This window comes from Perlabentimonas gracilis, assembly GCF_011174675.1.
In the GTDB taxonomy this organism is placed as follows: domain Bacteria; phylum Bacteroidota; class Bacteroidia; order Bacteroidales; family Tenuifilaceae; genus Perlabentimonas; species Perlabentimonas gracilis.
The window spans coordinates 298351-316766 of record NZ_JAANIG010000001.1; the positions used below are offsets into that span (position 1 = coordinate 298351).

At 43.8% G+C, this 18416-nt stretch carries 16 protein-coding genes; 13 read left to right on the top strand and 3 right to left on the bottom strand.

The annotated features are described in order from the left end of the window. The first annotated feature begins 167 nt into the window (after positions 1 to 167). The 5 genes from serC to G8O23_RS01205 all read left to right on the top strand — a co-directional run bounded on the left by serC (position 168) and on the right by G8O23_RS01205 (position 5562). Positions 168 to 1250 carry a 3-phosphoserine/phosphohydroxythreonine transaminase gene (gene serC, locus G8O23_RS01185; protein WP_166360895.1) on the top strand — a complete coding sequence of 361 codons (1083 nt, stop codon included), beginning with the start codon at positions 168 to 170 and terminating at the stop codon, positions 1248 to 1250. Positions 1251 to 1342: 92 nt separating this feature from the next. Continuing rightward, positions 1343 to 2266, top strand: a complete 924-nt coding sequence (locus G8O23_RS01190) for a 3-phosphoglycerate dehydrogenase (protein WP_166360897.1) — start codon at positions 1343 to 1345, stop codon at positions 2264 to 2266. Positions 2267 to 2288: 22 nt separating this feature from the next. Further along, positions 2289 to 3530 (top strand): DUF1015 domain-containing protein, encoded by a 1242-nt coding sequence (locus G8O23_RS01195; protein ID WP_166360899.1) that lies wholly within the window; start codon positions 2289 to 2291, stop codon positions 3528 to 3530. A gap of 329 nt (positions 3531 to 3859) precedes the next feature. Continuing rightward, positions 3860 to 4537: a YggS family pyridoxal phosphate-dependent enzyme gene (locus G8O23_RS01200; RefSeq protein WP_166360901.1), complete on the top strand. Its 678-nt coding sequence runs from the start codon at positions 3860 to 3862 to the stop codon at positions 4535 to 4537. Between the two features lie 47 nt (positions 4538 to 4584). After that, positions 4585 to 5562: a dihydroorotate dehydrogenase-like protein gene (locus G8O23_RS01205; RefSeq protein WP_166360903.1), complete on the top strand. Its 978-nt coding sequence runs from the start codon at positions 4585 to 4587 to the stop codon at positions 5560 to 5562. Between the two features lie 31 nt (positions 5563 to 5593). Here G8O23_RS01205 and G8O23_RS01210 read toward each other — a convergent pair whose 3' ends face one another. After that, positions 5594 to 6121 (bottom strand): hypothetical protein, encoded by a 528-nt coding sequence (locus tag G8O23_RS01210; protein WP_166360905.1) that lies wholly within the window; start codon positions 6119 to 6121, stop codon positions 5594 to 5596. A gap of 287 nt (positions 6122 to 6408) precedes the next feature. On the opposite strand from G8O23_RS01210, the gene G8O23_RS01215 reads away from it, so the two are divergent. Together G8O23_RS01215 and G8O23_RS01220 are read left to right on the top strand one after the other, a co-directional pair. After that, positions 6409 to 7323 (top strand): hypothetical protein, encoded by a 915-nt coding sequence (locus G8O23_RS01215; protein WP_166360907.1) that lies wholly within the window; start codon positions 6409 to 6411, stop codon positions 7321 to 7323. 15 nt (positions 7324 to 7338) lie between these two features. Further along, positions 7339 to 7776 carry a hypothetical protein gene (locus tag G8O23_RS01220; RefSeq protein ID WP_166360909.1) on the top strand — a complete coding sequence of 146 codons (438 nt, stop codon included), beginning with the start codon at positions 7339 to 7341 and terminating at the stop codon, positions 7774 to 7776. Between the two features lie 45 nt (positions 7777 to 7821). Here the strand turns inward: G8O23_RS01220 and G8O23_RS01225 are convergent, their stop codons facing one another. Continuing rightward, positions 7822 to 9114 (bottom strand): bifunctional folylpolyglutamate synthase/dihydrofolate synthase, encoded by a 1293-nt coding sequence (locus G8O23_RS01225; protein WP_166360911.1) that lies wholly within the window; start codon positions 9112 to 9114, stop codon positions 7822 to 7824. A 200-nt stretch (positions 9115 to 9314) separates the two neighbouring features. Between G8O23_RS01225 and G8O23_RS01230 the strand changes: the two genes are divergently transcribed. The 4 genes from G8O23_RS01230 to G8O23_RS01245 are packed head-to-tail and all read left to right on the top strand — an operon-like array spanning position 9315 to position 14159. Next, positions 9315 to 10640 carry a PhoH family protein gene (locus tag G8O23_RS01230; protein WP_166360913.1) on the top strand — a complete coding sequence of 442 codons (1326 nt, stop codon included), beginning with the start codon at positions 9315 to 9317 and terminating at the stop codon, positions 10638 to 10640. Positions 10641 to 10675: 35 nt separating this feature from the next. Then, positions 10676 to 11176 (top strand): SixA phosphatase family protein, encoded by a 501-nt coding sequence (locus tag G8O23_RS01235; RefSeq protein WP_166360915.1) that lies wholly within the window; start codon positions 10676 to 10678, stop codon positions 11174 to 11176. Positions 11177 to 11196: 20 nt separating this feature from the next. Further along, complete coding sequence (locus G8O23_RS01240) at positions 11197 to 13269, top strand: RNA degradosome polyphosphate kinase (RefSeq protein WP_166360917.1); 2073 nt, start codon at positions 11197 to 11199, stop codon at positions 13267 to 13269. Then, entirely contained in the window at positions 13266 to 14159 is an 894-nt protein-coding gene (locus G8O23_RS01245; RefSeq protein WP_219932356.1) for a Ppx/GppA phosphatase family protein, read from the top strand. Before G8O23_RS01240 ends, G8O23_RS01245 begins: the two co-directional genes overlap by 4 nt. Before the next feature lie 8 nt (positions 14160 to 14167). On the opposite strand, the gene G8O23_RS01250 is transcribed toward G8O23_RS01245, so the two are convergent. Beyond that, positions 14168 to 15502, bottom strand: coding sequence for a hypothetical protein (locus tag G8O23_RS01250; RefSeq protein WP_166360919.1), 1335 nt, complete (start codon positions 15500 to 15502; stop codon positions 14168 to 14170). Between the two features lie 214 nt (positions 15503 to 15716). Between G8O23_RS01250 and G8O23_RS01255 the strand changes: the two genes are divergently transcribed. Continuing rightward, complete coding sequence (locus G8O23_RS01255) at positions 15717 to 17495, top strand: M20/M25/M40 family metallo-hydrolase (protein WP_166360921.1); 1779 nt, start codon at positions 15717 to 15719, stop codon at positions 17493 to 17495. Positions 17496 to 17537: 42 nt separating this feature from the next. Then, the gene (locus G8O23_RS01260; RefSeq protein ID WP_166360923.1) at positions 17538 to 18389 is read left to right on the top strand and encodes a hypothetical protein; all 852 of its coding nucleotides are present in this window, start codon (positions 17538 to 17540) and stop codon (positions 18387 to 18389) included. Positions 18390 to 18416 lie beyond the last annotated feature (27 nt).

Genomic DNA, 18416 nt, shown 5'->3' on the forward strand with positions numbered 1-18416 from the left:
GCCAACTTGTAGGGGTTTTAACCTATCTTCAAAACTTGCAGCGCAATCCTTTTAAACCTATACTTTCCTGCTTTATATCATTAGCAATTCATTAGGAAAAGTAAAAAATAAGTTAGAAATTTGACGGAAAATTACTTGTTTACATAACAGATTAAAACTTGGATACTATGAAGAAACATAATTTTAATGCGGGCCCTTGCGTTCTTCCTAAGCAGGCCATCGAGTCGACCATTGAGGCAATTCGCGATTTCGACAATACCGGAATTGGGATTCTTGAAATTTCTCACCGTACACCAGGTTGGGAGCGTATTATGGCCGAAACTGAGCAACTTTGGCGCGATTTGCTAAATATTCCCGAAAACTACGCTGTTCTATTCCTTGGTGGTGGCGCTTCAACCCAGTTCTACTCGTTAGCTGCAAACTTCCTAAATAAGAAGGGAGCTTACCTTGAAACTGGTGTATGGGCAAAGAAAGCCATTAAAGAGGCAAAACTTTATGGCGAGGTTAGCGTAGTTGCTTCATCAGCCGATAAGAACTACTCATACGTTCCTAAAGGATACACAATCCCTGCCGATGCCGATTACTTCCATATCACTACAAACAATACAATTTACGGTACCGAGATCAAAACTGATATCGATAGCCCCGTAAACCTTATTGCTGATATGAGCTCTGACATCATGAGCCGTCCTGTTGATATTTCGAAGTACGCCATGATTTATGGTGGAGCGCAGAAAAACGTTGGCCCTGCTGGTGTAACCTTCGTAATTATTCGCAAAGATTTCTTGGATACCGTTCAAAGGCAGCTGCCCAGCATGGTGAAGTATTCGACCCACATTGGCGATGAGCCTAAGAACAACTCAATGTTCAACACACCTCCTGTGCTACCCATTTTCGTAATGCATGAAACCCTTAAGTGGGTTAAAGAGATGGGCGGAGTTGGCGAAATGAATAAGATTAACCAGAAAAAAGCCGACTTGCTATATGGCGAGATTGACCGCAACAAGATGTTTGTAGGAACAGCAGCCAAAGAGGATCGTTCGATCATGAACGTATGCTTTGTTATGGCAGAGGAGTACAAGGATAAGGAGGCTGCATTCATGGATTTTGCCAAGAAGGCTGGCATGGTGGGCATTAAGGGCCACCGTTCGGTTGGCGGATTCCGTGCATCCATCTACAATGCTTGCCCAACTGAGAGCGTAGAGGCTTTGGTTGAGTGCATGAAGGAGTTTGAGAAGCAGAATGCTTAAAAATTAGTATAGCTTAGGGCTGGATGGTAAACCTGTTCAGCCCTTGGTTTATTGTATCTTCAGTATTAATTAAACATAAATACCCAAATATTATGGCTAAAGTACTTGTAGCAACCGATAAGCCTTTTGCAAAAGTGGCTGTTGATGGTATCCGCAAAATTGTTGAGGGTGCTGGGTTTGAACTTGCTCTACTTGAGAAGTATACCGACAAGGCCGATTTACTTAAAGCTGTTGCCGATGTAGATGCTATTATCGTGCGTAGTGATATTATCTCTGCCGATGTGGTGGAGGCTGCAAAAAACCTAAAAGTTGTGGTTCGCGCTGGTGCCGGATACGATAACCTCGACCTTGCGGCTTGCACCGCAAAAGGCGTTGTGGCCATGAATACCCCAGGTCAAAACTCAAACGCCGTAGCTGAGCTGGCTCTTGGTATGATGATCTATATGGCTCGTAACCAGTTTACCCCTGTTGCTGGTACCGAGATTAAAGGGAAACGCCTTGGTATTCATGCGTATGGCAATGTGGGCAAGTTGGTTGCTTCGCATGCAAAAGGTTTTGGTATGGAGATTTACGCATTCGATCCATTCGTTAAGAAGGAGGATATGGAGAAGGACGGCGTTAATGTGGTTGCTTCTGTTGAGGAGCTATACGCAGTTAGCGATTACCTTTCGTTACACATCCCTGCAAACGATAAGACCAAGAAGTCGATAGGTTACGATTTGCTAACCAAGATGCCTAAGGGTGCTACTCTAATCAACACTGCCCGCAAAGAGGTTATCGACGAGGAGGGAATGATGAAAGCCCTTGAAGAGCGTACAGACCTGAAGTATGCATCGGACATAGCCGCTGATACCCATGCTGCGCTGGTTGATAAATTTGGAGTTAGGGTTTTTGCTACACCCAAGAAGATGGGAGCACAGACTTCAGAGGCTAACGTTAATGCAGGTCTTGCTGCTGCAAACCAAATCGTGAACTTCATCAAGAATGGCGATCGAACATTCCAGGTAAATAAGTAGAAATAAGAATAAAGAATATCAAATGGTTAAAATTAAACCTTTCAAAGGGATTCGCCCACCACAGGAGCTGGCTCAAGAGGTCGCTTCGCGTCCTTACGATGTGCTAAACTCTGTTGAGGCGCAAGCTGAGGCTGGTGAAAAATCGTTGTTACACATTATTAAGCCCGAGATCGATTTCGATCCTATTATCGACGAGCACTCGCAGGAGGCTTACGATAAGGCCATTGAGAACTTCAAGAAATGGCAAAAGGAGGGCTGGCTAGTACAGGATCAGAAGGAGATGTACTATGTTTATGCTCAAACCATGGAGGGTAGAACCCAGTATGGCCTTGCTGTTGCTTGCCATTTCGAGGATTATATGGAGGGCAAGATTAAGAAGCACGAGCTTACTCGTCACGACAAGGAGGAGGACAGGATGATTCATGTTCGCAACCAGAATGCCAACATCGAGCCTGTATTCTTTGCATACCCCGCCATTAAGGAGGTAGATGATATCGTGGCAAAAGTGGTAAGTAGCAAGGATCCCGATTACGACTTTGTGGCTGAGGATGGTTTCGGTCATCACCTTTGGGTAATTGAGGATGATGCTGTTAATGCTAGGATTACTGAGATTTTTGCTCAGCAACCAGCCCTTTACGTGGCCGATGGTCACCACCGTACCGCTGCTGCTGCAAGGGTAGGGCAGGAGAAAAAGGCAAACAACCCCAACCATACTGGCAACGAGGAGTACAACTACTTCCTTGCCGTTATCTTCCCCGATAACCAGCTTAACATAATCGATTATAACCGTGTTGTTAAGGATTTGAATGGATTAACTCCTGCGCAGCTGGTTGAAAAGCTTCAGGAGAATTTTGATATTGAGGAGGTTGGTGCTGAGATATACAAGCCTAAGGCTCTACATAACTTCAGCATGTACCTTGAGGGTAAGTGGTATTCGCTTACTGCTAAGCCAGGCACATACAACGATAACGACCCCATTGGAGTGCTTGATGTAACCGTTCTGTCGGATCTAGTTCTTGACAAAATCCTAGGTATTTCAGATTTAAGAACCTCTAAGCGTATCGATTTTGTAGGTGGTATTCGTGGCTTAGGTGAGCTTAAAAAACGAGTTGATAGCGGCGATATGGCTGTGGCTTTCGCTCTATACCCCGTTTCGATGAAGCAGCTTATTGATATTGCCGATACAGGAAATATTATGCCTCCAAAAACCACTTGGTTTGAGCCAAAGCTCCGAAGTGGTTTGGTAATTCATAGCTTGGACTAAGAAAAAAATGCTTAAATTGTTTAATCGGGTAGCTGATGCTACCCGATTTTCTTTTTTTTTTCACTAGTGTCCGACTAAGTCTTTTTTTAAATGATAATAATGTAATAGATTTCTCGCTTCGCTCGAAATGACAGGCTGTTACGCTGTATGGGGTAAGGGGGTGAAGGCGGCGTAGCCGCCTTCACCTCCTCACCCCCTTAGGCCTCTTGAAAGTACTGTCATTTCGAGCGAAGCGAGAAATCTATATTTATTAGTCGGTCAGTAGTGTTTTTTTATGAAATCTTTTTAATTAGCTAGGTGTTTAGCTAACTTTGCAAAAACCTTACATTATGAGCGTTGCAGAAAATTTTGAGAGCATTAAAAGTAGCATACCAGCCCATGTAACCCTGGTGGCCGTTTCCAAAACTCATCCCCCTGAGGTTATTATGGAGGCCTACAATGCTGGTCAACGAATTTTTGGCGAGAATAAGGTGCAAGAGATGATATCGAAGCAGGAGGTTATGCCAAAGGATATTCAATGGCATTTGGTTGGGCACTTGCAAACCAATAAGGTGAAGTATATTGCTCCTTTCGTTAGCTTAGTTCATTCCGTTGATAGTGCCAAGCTGCTTAAGGAGCTAAACAAAGGCGGAGCTAAAAATAATAGGATAATCGACTGCCTGATTCAGGTTCATATAGCCGAGGAGGATACTAAGTTTGGCCTTTCGGCGCAAGAACTCGACACCATACTGTCCAACCCCGCGGTAGCAGAATATACCAATGTTCGTATAGTGGGGTTAATGGGTATGGCTACGTTTACCGACAATATGGAGCAAGTTAGACGAGAGTTTAAGGGACTAGCCGATATCTATAAAAACATTAAGCAGAAATACTTTGCGGATCAGCCCAGCTTTAACACCCTATCGATGGGTATGTCAGGCGATTTTGAAGTTGCCATCGATGAAGGATCAACAATGATTAGGGTGGGCAGCAGCATTTTTGGCACAAGGAATTATGGTGAAAACTAAAAAAATTGCTATTTTTCAACCAAATTTCCACTCCAAAACATAATCCAATGGCAAACCTACAAACAACCTATCTAGGGCTTAGCTTAAAAAACCCAATAATTGTCAGCAGTTCAGGTCTAACATCCAATGTTGAGTCAATAAAAAAGCTTGAGGCAAATGGTGCAGCAGCAGTTGTGCTCAAGTCACTTTTTGAGGAGCAAATACTCCACGAGGCAGGATCGCTCTCGGTGCATAGCGATTACCCCGAGGCCGAGGATTACCTCAAATCGTACGTTACCAGCAACAACGTGGAGAAATACCTCGATCTGATAACGGATGCCAAAAAAGCTGTAGATATTCCTGTGATAGCAAGCATAAACTGTATATCGGCCTCAAAGTGGATTGATTTTGCTGCAAGAATACAGGAGGCGGGCGCCGATGCGCTGGAGATAAACGTGTTTGTGTTGCCAACCGATAGCCGCAAAACGGCCGAGGATTACGAGGCTGTATACTATACGCTAGCCGAGAAGCTGCGCAAGCTAATTTCAATCCCCATATCATTCAAATTGGGCGATCACTTCACCAACCCGCTCCGTATTATTGAGCAGCTTTGGTACCGTAACATCCAAGGAGTAGTTCTTTTCAACCGTTTCTTTGCACCCGATTTGGATGTAAAGAGCATGAAGGTTACCTCAGCAGAAGTGTTTAGCAATCCGGGCGATATTCGCGATACGCTACGCTGGGTTGCATTAGCAAATCACGCTGTTCCCAAAATCGATATTTCAGCCTCTACGGGCATACATTCTGGCGAAGCCGTGGTGAAAATGTTGCTTGCTGGTGCAAACTCTACTCAGGTTTGCTCGGCTCTTTATAAAAACGGAACCGCACACCTTAAAGCTTTTGTAGAGTATGTTGACAAATGGATGAATGATAAAGGTTATGCCAGCATTGCCGACTTTAAAGGCAATATGAACTATGGGAAGATTGGCGACCCCAGCGTGTATGAGCGTAGCCAATTCATGAAGTACTACTCAAGCCACGACTAAAGTCTAATTGTTATAATAAAAGTAAGAGCGGCTATTGGGCCGCTCTTCGTGTTTTGTCAAGTACACCTATCATTTCCAGCAGTAATAGTTTCTTGTCATGGCTCGATGCTTCCAGGGCACCCTTTACCATAGCAATGTGCTCGTCAATTTGGTTTGTGGTTAGCCAATCGATATTGTTTTCTATCACTGTAAAGGCTTCAAAAGCGTTCTGGTAGCTGGAGCCAATGAGAATTCCGAAGAAAATGTTAAGATGTTCAGTGAAATCGAGGCGGCTTTGCCAACTTGCTGTAAGTACCTCGGTTAATTCTGGCGTGTTCGAATGCTGGCCTATAAAGTTTGCAATTATTGGAGCGGCTTCCTGCTGCTTAATGTCTGAAAAGAACTCAAGCAGATTCTTTTTTAATACATCGCTTCGTTTGCTTATCATCATCTTGAGCAATGGCTCAAGGTAAAAAAGTTTACCATGCTCTTTCAGGTCAATTAGCATCGAAATAACCTTATCGTCGCTGCTTTTCTCAAGCGCTTCAATCAGTATCTTTTGATTTTTTTCGTTTGTCATCGTAATTACTGCTAGCGGGTTGCAATTTTTTTGCAAAAGTACAAATGATATCGATTCTTTGCTAAGGATTCTGTCTGCATATCGATTTTAAACCAGGAGTGAATTTGGGTGATGATTATGATTGCCTCCATATTATGTGTTTGCAATATAGATTGTTGGCTAGTTGTGTTTAGGAATCTAGTGCTAAATGTAGATATAATGGGGCTAAATTATTTTGGTTAAAAAAAAAATGTTACTTTTACTATTCGTAAATACAATTTAAGCGTAAACATCAAAAGTTACGGGTTATGAACATCAGGGGACTAAATTTTAAGTATACCGCCTTTCTACTTATCCTTATTGCAGGCCTAATGCTGAGTTGTGCCTCCGATTCATCAAAGCAGGATAGGGTTAAGGTTGAGGTTGAAGATCCAGCCAGCGACAATGTGGTTAAGTCTGGGGTGCAAACTGCTCGGCAGATCTTCTACTCATTACCTTCGCCCCTCGAAACGGCAATGATTCTTAAACGCTCTGGTGCCCAGTATAACCCCGAGATATTAAATCCGGTTGAGAACATTTCGCGCTATAGCACAACCAAAAGTATGGCGTTGAATTTAGGGATATATAGCACCGATTTAAGCTACGCCAGTCTTTTCGATCAAACACCAGCCTCCATAAGGTATATGACTGCTTCGAAAAAGCTTGCAGAGGGCTTGGGCATTATGAATGCTATTGACGATAAGGTGATTCAGCGATTGGAGGAGAACGTGAACAATCGCGATGCCATTATGGACATCATCTCCGAAACGTTTCTTAATACCAACTCCATACTCGAAGAGAATGACCGCGTGGCCATAGGTTCAATAATCCTTGTGGGTGGTTGGGTCGAAGGGTTATACATTGCAACGGCACTGGTTGATGAGATTGGAACAAGCGACAATGAACTTGTTGAAAGGATAATTGACCAGAAGCTATCGCTCTCAAGCGTTCTTAACCTTCTTGGTCAGCACGGCCATCTGCCAGACATACAAGCGGTGTTGAGCGATATGAAGGAGTTGGAGCACATCTACAATAAGGTTCAAATATCTGTGTCTCGAATTGAGGTGGTTAGCGATTCCACATCAACCACGCTGCATAGCAAAAATGTTTTCTCTGTTAGCCCCGAGGTTTTTCAGGAGCTAAAGGATAAGGTTACAGAAATTCGATCCAAGTACATAATGTAAAAATTTTCGCCCGATATGAGATCATTGATAATAATTCTTCTGACAGGTGTATTTTTTTTCAGCTCGTTCTCCGGGTCTGCTCAATGTAAAAATTATGCAAAAAGAGTTTGCCGGCTCGAGCTAGCACCCTACATCCATGATGGTAACTACAATGCTGCAATTCTTACCGAAGGCGAAGATGCAGAGCTTTTTAAAACATTTTACGCTGGACAGGAGTACCGTATTGCCGTTTGTGGCTCCGAGCCCCTATCGAAGGTAGAGTTTCAGGTTTTGGATGTGGAAAGAACCATCCTATACACTAATGCTAACCACAATTTTAAGCTTACATGGGACTTCAAGGTTGAGTCAACTCAGCAGCTTATTATTTTGGTGAAAGTTCATGATATTCCGGGCGAGGGCGAAATTGTGAGCAGTGGCTGCGTGGCCATTATGTTTGGCCTCAAAACCGATTAGGATACATTTATCACTCCCAAAAGCCGCATTGCAATGCGGCTTTTTTTATGGCTGTAGGGCATCGGCCACAGTGAAGGTACTGCCCCCAACAAAAATCAAATCATTTGCCTTAGCCCTAAGTGTTGCTGCTTCTAGTGCCGATTTAACGTTCGGGAACTTTTCCCCTTTCAACCCAAGTGGTTCGGCCTTTGCAGCAAGTATATCCTCAGCCATTGCCCGGGGTATCGAAGGGCGGGTGAAGTAGTAGGTTGCATCTTTAGGTAATAATTTAAGCACGGCATCTATATCTTTATCACCCACCATTCCAAAAACCATATGCAATTTACTATGTGGGGTGTGGCTTATTTGGTTTACAATATAGGTTATGCCATCTACGTTATGCCCAGTATCGCAAATGGTTAGTGGCTTTCTGCTTAAGGTTTGCCACCGGCCCATAATGCCGGTATTGCTTATTACATTCATCAGCCCTTGCTCAATATGGTTTTGACAAATGCGGTAACCCTTCAGCACCAGCTGATCTGTTGCAGCCAGGACTCCCATAATATTTTTACTTTGGTAGCCTCCGTGTAGGTCTAGTTTATAGCATTGTTCCAAACCGTTGTCAGCTTTGAGTAAGCATACGCTTTGGTAAACCATACTATTTTCCAACTTGCTCACTTTGTACAAACTTTCGGCAAAAACAATAGGTGCGTTGCTGCTCTTGGCCTTGTGTGTAAATATGTTTTCAACCTCTGGTTGCAACTCACTTACAACAATAGGTGTGTTTGGCTTGATTATACCCGCTTTTTCGATGGCAATTTTTTGGAGCGTATCACCAAGCAAGTCGGTGTGGTCGAGCCCTATGTTTGTAATGATTGATAGATCTGGTTCAATAATATTTGTGGAGTCGAGCCTGCCACCCAATCCAACCTCAATAACAGCAACATCTACCTTTTGATCTGCAAAAAACTTAAAAGCTAGCGCCACGGTCATCTCAAAAAACGATGGCTTAATCCTTTCGAAAACCTCCATATTTTCCTCTACGAAATCAACCACTTCCTGCTCGCCAATGTTTTGGCCGTTAACTTTTATTCTCTCTCTAAAATCGATTAGATGAGGCGATGTGTATAGGCCAACCCTATAGCCTGCCTCCATAAGGATGGAGCATAGCATATGCGACGTGCTACCCTTGCCGTTGGTTCCCGCAACGTGTATGGTTTTAAAATGTTTGTGTGGGTGCGAAAAGTACTCGTCGAGGGCGAGGGTATTATTGAGGTTTGCTTTGTATGCCGCTTTTCCCACGCGCTGGTACATGGGAAGCTGCGAGAAAAGGTGTTGTAGCGTTTCCTGGTAGTTCATTGAGGTGAAATTTTGGGCAAAAGTATCAAAAAAATCAACCACCGCATCAATCTGCATTGCATCAATAACCTCTACCCAAAGTTTGAACAATTGGTGTCGAAAAATCTGAAATGATTCAAAGAATTAACAGAAAATTCACCCTAAACTTTAAGTTAATTTGTAGATTTAACATTGAATACAAAACAAAAATACTGCGTTGTATGGCAACTAAAAAGAAAAAGGTTTTTGTGTTAGATACTAACGTATTGCTTCATGATTATACCTGTATCTATAATTTTCAGGAGAACGACATTGTAATTCCCATAGTAGCGCTGGAGGAGCTCGACCACTTTAAGAAGGGTAACGAGATGATTAATTTTCATGCCAGGGAGTTTTCGCGCGAGCTCGACAAGATAGCTGGCGACAACCTGTTCAATGGAGGCATATCGCTTGGCAAAGGCCACGGAAAGCTTAGAATAGAAACGGGGAAGCCCTTCTCACCCGAAATGGAGCAGTCGTTTGCCGACAAGAATCCAGATCATCGGATTTTAGCCATTGCAAACCACCTTCAGCAGGAGAACCTAAAGCTCTCCATTATATTGGTATCAAAGGATATTAACCTGCGGATGAAGGCCAAGTCGCTTGGTTTAATTGCTCAGGATTATCTGTCGGACAAGATTAAAGACTTAGATACCCTAAAGCGAGAAATTGCGGTTATTGAGGGTGTAGAGGACTCCAAGGTGCAGGGGTTGTACGATAGCTTCGACGGGATAAGCCCCAGCGAGCTTGGCATTAAGCCCTACTCAAATCAGTACTTTATTATTAAAGGGGCGAAGTCGAGCGCACTTGGTCATTATAGCCAAGCAACACAAACTATTGGTAGGGTTGAGAAGATAAGAGCCTATGGGATTGAACCCCGAAATTCCGAACAAACATTTTCCCTCGATGCGCTAATGCGGCCCGAAATTCAGCTGGTGTCGCTTACCGGAAAGGCTGGTACAGGCAAAACTTTGCTCGCCCTTGCTGCGGCCCTGCAGCAAGAGAAGCATTTTAACCAAATACTTTTGGCTCGGCCAATTGTCCCCCTTGCTAACCGTGATATAGGCTTTCTTCCCGGCGACGTGAACGAGAAGATAGGGCCTTACATGCAGCCATTGTTTGACAACTTAACCGTGATAAAAAATAAGTTTAAATCGGCAAGCAAAGAGTACCAGTACATTGATGAGCTGCAACGAACAGACAAGCTCATCATTACGCCCTTGGCATACATCAGGGGGCGAAGCTTATCCAATGTTTTCTTTATTGTAGATGAGGCTCAAAACCTAACCCCGCATGAGGTTAAAACCATCATAACTCGAGCAGGCGAGGGCACAAAATTCGTGTTTACTGGCGATATTCAGCAGATTGACCATCCGTACCTCGACATGAAATCCAATGGGTTAACCTACTTGTCCGATAAAATGCACGGACAAGATATTTTTGCTCACATTAACTTGGTGAAAGGAGAGCGTAGCTACCTTGCCGATTTGGCCAGCACCCTACTGTAGGAGTGTGGTCAAGTATCAAAACAACACCATTAGCCATGAGCGTTAACAAAACACTTTTCATTCTTCGGCATGCAAAATCGTCATGGGACGATATTAGCGTGTCTGACTTTGACCGGCCCCTTACCAAAAGGGGAATTTCCGATGCGAACCTATTGGCATCTTGCTTAAAAGATGAGCTCAGCTGTATCGAATTGGTTGTATCCAGCTCAGCGGCAAGGGCTGCTCATACTGCAAATATTTTTTGCGATACAGTAGGAATTCCTCACGATAAGTTGGTGCTGAAAAAAAATATTTACGAATCGTCGGTGGGAGAATTGATGCGAGTAGTGGCCGCACTTCCCCCCGAACTACATTGCGTTATGCTGGTTGGGCATAATCCCACTTTTACTAGCTTTGTCAACGAGTTTTTATCGCAAGGAATTGCTAACTTGCCTACTGCTGGTTTGGTTCGATTGGATTTTGATGTGGATAGCTGGAGCAATATTAGTAAAAAGCGGCTAAGGGCTAGCTGGTTCGATTTTCCCAAAAATCATTAACTCGATAAATGCCAAGAGGTATGGCCAAGGAAAAGGATTACATTAACAGGGAGATAAGCTGGTTGTCGTTTAATGAACGTGTTCTGCAGGAGGCAGAAAACCCTAGCGTGCCATTGCTCGAAAGGCTAAAGTTTTTAGGGATATTTAGTAATAACCTCGACGAATTTTTTAGGGTACGGGTGGCAACGCAGCTACGTTTAATGCAACTCGATAAAGGTATAAGGCAGCTGGTTGCAGAAAAACCTAAGAAGGTTGTGCAGAAGCTCAAGAAAATCGTTCAGGATTTTCAGCTACGTTTCGATGGGGTTTTTGCCCAAATACTCGAGGAACTAAAGGAAAAGAACATCAATATTGTGAACGAAACACAGCTGTCCGATGAGCATAAGGTGTATGTAGCAGAGTACTTTAAGCAGCAAATAGCTCCATCCATAGCTCCCATAATGATTAGCCAACTTGATGAGTTCCCGGAGATAAGGGATAGATGTATTTATCTAGCCGTTAAGCTATCAAAGTCTACTAACCCAGAAGTTCTTGAGTATTCTCTGGTTGAGATACCAACCAGTGATCACTCAAGGTTTGTGCACCTCCCCAATTACGATGGTAAGATTTTTATTATCCTTCTGGATGATGTCATTCGGTTCTGTCTCAATCAGGTGTTTAGCATTCTGCCCTACGATACGTATGAGGCATACACTATTAAAATTACTCGCGATGCGGAGCTGGATGTGGATAACGATATTGCCGAAAGCCTGTTGGAGAAAATTTCCAAAGGGCTTAAGAACAGAACCAAGGGTCAACCCGTTCGCTTTGTTTACGATTCGGCAATTGCACCCGACTTGCTCCAGTTCATTACTCAAAAAATGAATTTAGATGAGGATGATAACCTGCTGGCCGGTTCGCGATATCATAATTTCAAAGATTTTATTTCATTCCCAAGAGTTGGAGCCGACGACCTTGTGAACAAAACGTTGCACCCCATTCCCATTCCAAGGCTCGAAAACTCAACCTGCATACTCGATGAGATTGCCAAAAAGGATATATCGCTCCACTATCCGTACCATAGCTTCTCCTACTACATCAGAATGCTGCGCGAAGCTGCCATCGATCCTAATGTTACCAGCATTAAAATAACCCTTTATCGAGTTGCCACCGAGTCGAAGGTGGTGCGAGCTCTAATGAATGCTGCACAGAACGGAAAATCAGTTACGGTGGTTATTGAACTTTTGGCTCGATTCGACGAGGGCGCAAACATATACTGGAGCAAACGGATGGAGGAGGTGGGCATAAAGGTTATTTTTGGTATTTACGGCCTAAAGGTTCACAACAAGCAAACCCTTATAACCCGCGAGGAGAAAGGAAAACTAATGCATTATGCAACCATCAGTACCGGAAATTTTCATGAGGGAAATGCCAACCTTTACACCGATATCAACATTTTTACGGCTGATAAGCGAATAACCAACGAGGTGGAGAAGGTATTCACCTTTCTGGAGTTTAACTATAAAACATTTAACTACCGCTATCTTTGGGTTTCGCCAGTAAGTATGCGCCGTAAACTCTACATGCATATCGATACCGAGATTGCCAACGCTCGCAAGAAACTTCCTGCCTATATCCACTGTAAAATTAATAACATTGTTGATTTGGATGTAATTCGAAAGCTCTATCAGGCCAGCAATGCAGGGGTAAAAATTAAGCTAATGGTTAGAGGGATATGCTCGCTAGTGCCGGGAGTGCCTGGCCAGAGTGAAAATATTGAGGCTGTTAGCGTTGTGGATAGGTACTTGGAGCACTCACGCTTTTTCATCTTTTGCAACAATAATAATCCCAAGTACTACATCTCATCGGCCGACTGGATGACCAGAAACCTCGATTACCGTGTGGAGGTTGCTGCTCCAGTTCTCGATCCCGATATTCAGAAGGAGCTCAGGCAGATTTTTGATGCAGGATTTAAGGATAATGTGAAAGCACGGATTGTTGATGGAACACTCAGTAATACCTATAAGCGAAAGGAAAAGCAAAAGGATTACCAGTCGCAAATTGAACTATATAAATACTACCAAAGGCAACATAAAAAAGATGCAGACCAGTGAATGTACTAAAGTTTGCTGCCATTGATATTGGGTCAAATGCCATCCGATTACTTTTTATGAACGTAATTGAAGGGGGTCGAGTACCTATCTTCCGGAAATCATCGTTGGTGCGTGTACCCGTCCGTCTTGGCAACGATGCATTTACACAGGGTGTAATCTCGTCGGCAAAGGTTGAAAAGATTAAGAAGACCATGCTCGCATTTCGAAATTTGATGGAGGTGCATGAAGTGGTAGCCTACCGAGCATGTGCCACATCGGCCATGCGAGAGGCTTCCAATGGCGAGAGCGTCGTTCACCAGGTGAAAGAGTATGCCAATGTCGATATCGAGATTATTGATGGAAGTCAAGAGGCCGAAATTATCTACTCGAACCAGATAGTTGAGATGATTAACGATGATAGCCACTACCTCTACGTTGATGTGGGGGGCGGTAGCACTGAGGTAACCCTATTCAGCAATAGGCAATTGGTTAATTCCCAATCATTCAATGTTGGTACTATAAGGCTTTTGAGCGGCAATGATGTAAGTGATGTGTTCAAAGAGATTAAGAAATGGCTTAAGCAGCTTAAGGTCGACTCGCGAGATGTGGTGCTTATTGGCTCCGGTGGTAATATCAATAAAATCATCAAGCTGTCGGGGAAAAAGGATAAGCAGCAGCTGCTTTACGATGAACTTGTTGCAATGAACAAGCTGCTTCGCAAGCACACTATGGATGAGCGAATAAGTATTCTGAGCCTTAATACCGATAGGGCCGATGTGATTGTACCCGCATCCGATATCTTTATCAAGATAATGAAATGGTCCGGAGCTAAGCGAATAGTCATACCCACCATAGGCGTTTCCGATGGTATTGTGCACCAGCTTTACGAGAAGTATCGACAGGGCAATTAGTAGTGGTATTAACCCATTATCGCTTTGTAAAAGCTTAGCAAATGCATGCTGTACGACCGGAAAAGTTCCGCTAGGGTCTCATCCATTCGTTCCACTGCCTCCTCGCCTTTTTCGGCTTTGGCCAAAGTGATAACTTGCTGCAGTTCGTCCGAGCCGGGGGTTTCGAAGTTAGGATCGGAAACCAATAGCTTGGGCATCCATTCTTTCAAGGTTTTGTCAACCCTTTTTGCCCTTTCGGCAGACTCCTTGGATGCAACACCCCGAACAAAATATTTGTCGTATTCAACTATGTCTATTGGGCTCCGCAGCGCTTTGAGTAAGGGATGATCCATATCGTTACCTTCGTAAGCGGCCCTTAACACTTGCCACTGGTACTCCTCTAGCACCGAGTGCCTATTGCTTACAATCTGCACTGCATTATCTCTACTCTTTGGAAATCCCAGCATGGCCTTAATGTTTGTCCAAATCATTTTAAGTGGGCTTACACCGGGTAGCGCAACCGAGTGGTAAGGCATTGATAGGTCGCCTAGGTAGTGCATTCCCCAGCCCATAAATCGGTATCCCCAGTATGGATTGCCCGATGCAAAGGCAAACTCAGCAAGTGCTCGGAATTGATTGATTCGCATTTCTGGAAGTGTTTTCTTTAGAAAGGGCCCGAAAAAGAAAACTATTTTTGCCTCGTGGTAGAATCCCATATGGAATGGGGCTTGGCTACCGTACTCAAGATTAGGATCGCCAAATGGCTGCTCACCAAAACCGTACTCGTTACCTTGGGGTGTGTTATTATCAACAAATAGCCCAAGGTCAAAGCCATAGTCAGGCTCGTCGTTAGCGCTATACAGCACGGCCAATGGCGATACCATATCGCCCTCGAATAGCTCAACATAGTTGGTGTTCTCCAGCGATGATACATCATTTACCGTAGTAAGCAGCTGAGGAGCAACCCTAACCCTATCCCCAACCTCTTCAAGGGGGAGTAGGTGTTGGTACAGCTTCATTTTAACATCGGGGTTAAGCCTAATAGCTCTGAAGAACCTGATAAGTATATCGTCGGGGTTGCCCGTTGCCTTAAAACGCAGATGCTCGGGTAGGGCAGGGTAGTACGTTAGGTTTTGGGTAAGCCATAGCTCCTGCTCGGCAAAAAACTTTTCCAACTCTTTTTCCTGCTCAAGGAGGAAGGTTTTAAGCTCCTTCACGGCAATTGGATCCTGGTTGGCAAGGTCAGGAATGGTCGATAAAACCTGATATGCCATTAATGGATGTTCCGACCAGGCTTTTGCGGTTGTGTTAAGTAGAATTGCTGCTAATGCAACCAGAGTAAAGCGAAGAGCCAACTTTTTCATAGCGCTTTTGTTTTAAATTGTATATGCAATAGTAACAAAAATCGGTAACAAATTGAAGGTTTTACCCAAAAATTAACGTAAGGATAGCTTGTGCACTGCTTGTTTCTGCAAGGGTTGTTCATATTGCATCTTACATTTTTTTACAGTAGGTTTGTATTAGATTTTTTTTGACTAATAGATTCAGTTATGGTCGCTAACCAATACCGCTTTACAAATGCGAATAGCTAAGTTATACTCCATACTGCTTGTGCTAGGTATAGCCTATGCCTGTACACCCAAACCAAAGGTAAACACAGATATCACCAAGGAGGAGCTATACGCTCACATCGATTTTTTAGCATCAGACTCGCTAATGGGGCGACTGCCAGGCACACCCTACGATAGGGTTGCAGCTAAGTATATTAAGGATGTGATGAGCGAGAGTGGCTTAGAGCTGCTTAGCCGAAATGGATATCAGTTCATCGAGTTTATCGATCATCAGGATATTGGATACAACAACTTCTTTTCGGTAAATGGAAAGTACTTAGACCTGAGGAAGGACTTTATGGTTCTCCCTTTTTCATCATCCGACACGCTGGTATCAACAGCTGTTTTTGCAGGGTATGGCATTAGCTTTATTTCCGACACACTTATTTGGGACGATTACGCCAACGTGAGTGTTGCCGATAAATGGGTAGTGCTCCTCAGGGGTAACCCTTTGGGCGACGATTTGTCGAGCCCTTTGGCCAACTACGAAAACGACAGGTATAAGGCTATGGTGGCTAAGGATCAAGGTGCTGCAGGAGTAATACTTGTTTCTGGTGCCAAGTTCGACAAGCAGGATCAGCTAGTAGTCTCAAAGCAGAAAAATTTTAGTATCGAGATCCCCGTAGTGCAGGTTAAGCGCTCGGTGGGGAACTATATGCTGCAGTCAACTGGTCGTACAATTGATGAGTTAGAAAAAAGAATCCTCCATACAAAGCAGCCCCTTTCGTTTGTTGTGGCAGCTAATGTTTGTGCTCGCACTAATATTATAACCAATAAAAAGAGCACTCAGAATGTTATTGCTCAGATAGAAGGTGCCTACCCTCTGCTTAAGAATCAGTATGTGGTTATTGGTGCACATTACGACCATATTGGTATGGGCGGTAAAAACTCGTCTAGCAGAATGCCCGACACCCTTGCGGTTCATAATGGTGCCGATGATAACGCTTCGGGTGTTGCAGCAATTCTCGAGATTGCACAAAAGATTGCTCAGGCCAAGCCCCAAAGGAGTGTGCTTGTGATTGCCTTTGCTGCCGAGGAGCAGGGGTTGCTTGGTTCACGCTTTTTTGTGGAGAACCCAATAGTTCCCCTCGACTCTATTGTAGCTATGGTTAATATCGATATGTTGGGTAGGCTAAACCAGGAAATGGAACTTCAGGTGGGTGGTGTAAAAACATCAATTGAAGCCGAAGAAATACTTACCCAGTCAAATGAGCGGTACAATTTTAGCTTGGCCTTATCGCCACAGGGCTATGGCCCATCGGATCACGCTAGTTTCTATGCGTACAATATCCCCGTGCTATTCTTCAGTACTGGGCCACATACCGATTACCATACGCCAAACGATGATATTGATGGAATTAACTTTGATGGGTTGGCTTTGGCTACAGAGTATATTTTTGACGTGGTTTACGAAATTGCCAACGCCCCGTTGCGCTTAACTTTTCAGGAGTCTGGTCCTGCTCAACCCTCTTCGCGTCACGGTCAGGAACTAAAGGTTAGGCTGGGGATTATGCCCGACGTGAGTGGTGCTACCAACAATGGTTTAAAGGTATTGGCTGTAACCGAGAATCAGCCAGCCCATACAGCCGGAATACAGAAGAATGATGTGATTACAGCAATTAATGGAAAACCTGTGAAAAATATTCAGGATTACATGTACAGGTTACAGGAACTTAGCCCCGGTGCAACCATATCGCTTGAGTTAGTGCGAAATGGACAGACAAAGGTTGTGCTTGTACTACTTTAACAAAGTTAATCAATAGCAATATATACCATAATCAATTTTAATATGAAGAGAACTATCTGGTTTTGGTTAGCAGCTGTGGTGTTAACGCTGGCTGCAGCCTTCTTTCAGCGACAAACGGGACCTACCTACCCTAAAACGGTAAGTGCCCAAATTGGAGACACAACAACAATCAACGTAACCTTTAAGCGAAGCTATAATATCGATAAGGAGCTTAGGATAGAGCTACCTCCCTTGTCGTGGGATTGGACCGCTAGGTTATACCATAGGCCATACCCTGTGGATACCGCTTGGACACTTAACCCTCCATTTTGGCCCGAGGAGGGCGCTTTCGTATCGTATCTGCCCCCAGTATCGCAAAAAGCGGCTAAACTTGAGTACTATGTTGAGTTGGAGAACTCGTTCGATGGAAAAAAACTGATCCTACCCGAGGATAATCCCATTGTTATTCGTTACAAAGGTTCTGTTCCTGCTTGGGCACTAATCCCTCACATTATTCTCATGTTTGTGGCGCTGATATTTAGTAATTTGGCTGGATTCATGGCTTTTTTCAACCATAATCGTTTCAAGTTTTGGGGGCTAATGGCCATTATCTTTATTTTCTTTGGCGGATTGGTTTTCGGTCCCATTGTTCAGAAGTTTGCATTCGATCATTACTGGACTGGTTTCCCCATGGGGTACGACCTTACCGACAATAAAACCCTAATAATGTTTGTTGTGTGGGCGGTGGCTGTAATTGCCAATTGGAAAAAGGAATACCGTTGGGTAACCCTAGCAGCCTCTGTAGTTACAATTGTGGTGTACCTAATTCCTCACAGCATGAGGGGCTCGGAGTTTAACTACGAAACGGGTGAGATTGGTACCGGTTTCATCAGCTTTATTTCTACACTTCTATAATTGCCAATAATAACACCAATAAAAAAG

Excerpts from the sequence above, each read along its gene's own strand:
- serC (WP_166360895.1), top strand. The coding sequence starts at position 168 with ATGAAGAAACATAATTTTAATGCGGGCCCTTGCGTTCTTCCTAAGCAG.
- G8O23_RS01190 (WP_166360897.1), top strand. The coding sequence starts at position 1,343 with ATGGCTAAAGTACTTGTAGCAACCGATAAGCCTTTTGCAAAAGTGGCT.
- G8O23_RS01195 (WP_166360899.1), top strand. The coding sequence starts at position 2,289 with ATGGTTAAAATTAAACCTTTCAAAGGGATTCGCCCACCACAGGAGCTG.
- G8O23_RS01200 (WP_166360901.1), top strand. The coding sequence starts at position 3,860 with ATGAGCGTTGCAGAAAATTTTGAGAGCATTAAAAGTAGCATACCAGCC.
- G8O23_RS01205 (WP_166360903.1), top strand. The coding sequence starts at position 4,585 with ATGGCAAACCTACAAACAACCTATCTAGGGCTTAGCTTAAAAAACCCA.
- G8O23_RS01210 (WP_166360905.1), bottom strand. The coding sequence starts at position 6,121 with ATGACAAACGAAAAAAATCAAAAGATACTGATTGAAGCGCTTGAGAAA.
- G8O23_RS01215 (WP_166360907.1), top strand. The coding sequence starts at position 6,409 with ATGAACATCAGGGGACTAAATTTTAAGTATACCGCCTTTCTACTTATC.
- G8O23_RS01220 (WP_166360909.1), top strand. The coding sequence starts at position 7,339 with ATGAGATCATTGATAATAATTCTTCTGACAGGTGTATTTTTTTTCAGC.
- G8O23_RS01225 (WP_166360911.1), bottom strand. The coding sequence starts at position 9,114 with ATGAACTACCAGGAAACGCTACAACACCTTTTCTCGCAGCTTCCCATG.
- G8O23_RS01230 (WP_166360913.1), top strand. The coding sequence starts at position 9,315 with ATGGCAACTAAAAAGAAAAAGGTTTTTGTGTTAGATACTAACGTATTG.
- G8O23_RS01235 (WP_166360915.1), top strand. The coding sequence starts at position 10,676 with ATGAGCGTTAACAAAACACTTTTCATTCTTCGGCATGCAAAATCGTCA.
- G8O23_RS01240 (WP_166360917.1), top strand. The coding sequence starts at position 11,197 with ATGGCCAAGGAAAAGGATTACATTAACAGGGAGATAAGCTGGTTGTCG.
- G8O23_RS01250 (WP_166360919.1), bottom strand. The coding sequence starts at position 15,502 with ATGAAAAAGTTGGCTCTTCGCTTTACTCTGGTTGCATTAGCAGCAATT.
- G8O23_RS01255 (WP_166360921.1), top strand. The coding sequence starts at position 15,717 with ATGCGAATAGCTAAGTTATACTCCATACTGCTTGTGCTAGGTATAGCC.
- G8O23_RS01260 (WP_166360923.1), top strand. The coding sequence starts at position 17,538 with ATGAAGAGAACTATCTGGTTTTGGTTAGCAGCTGTGGTGTTAACGCTG.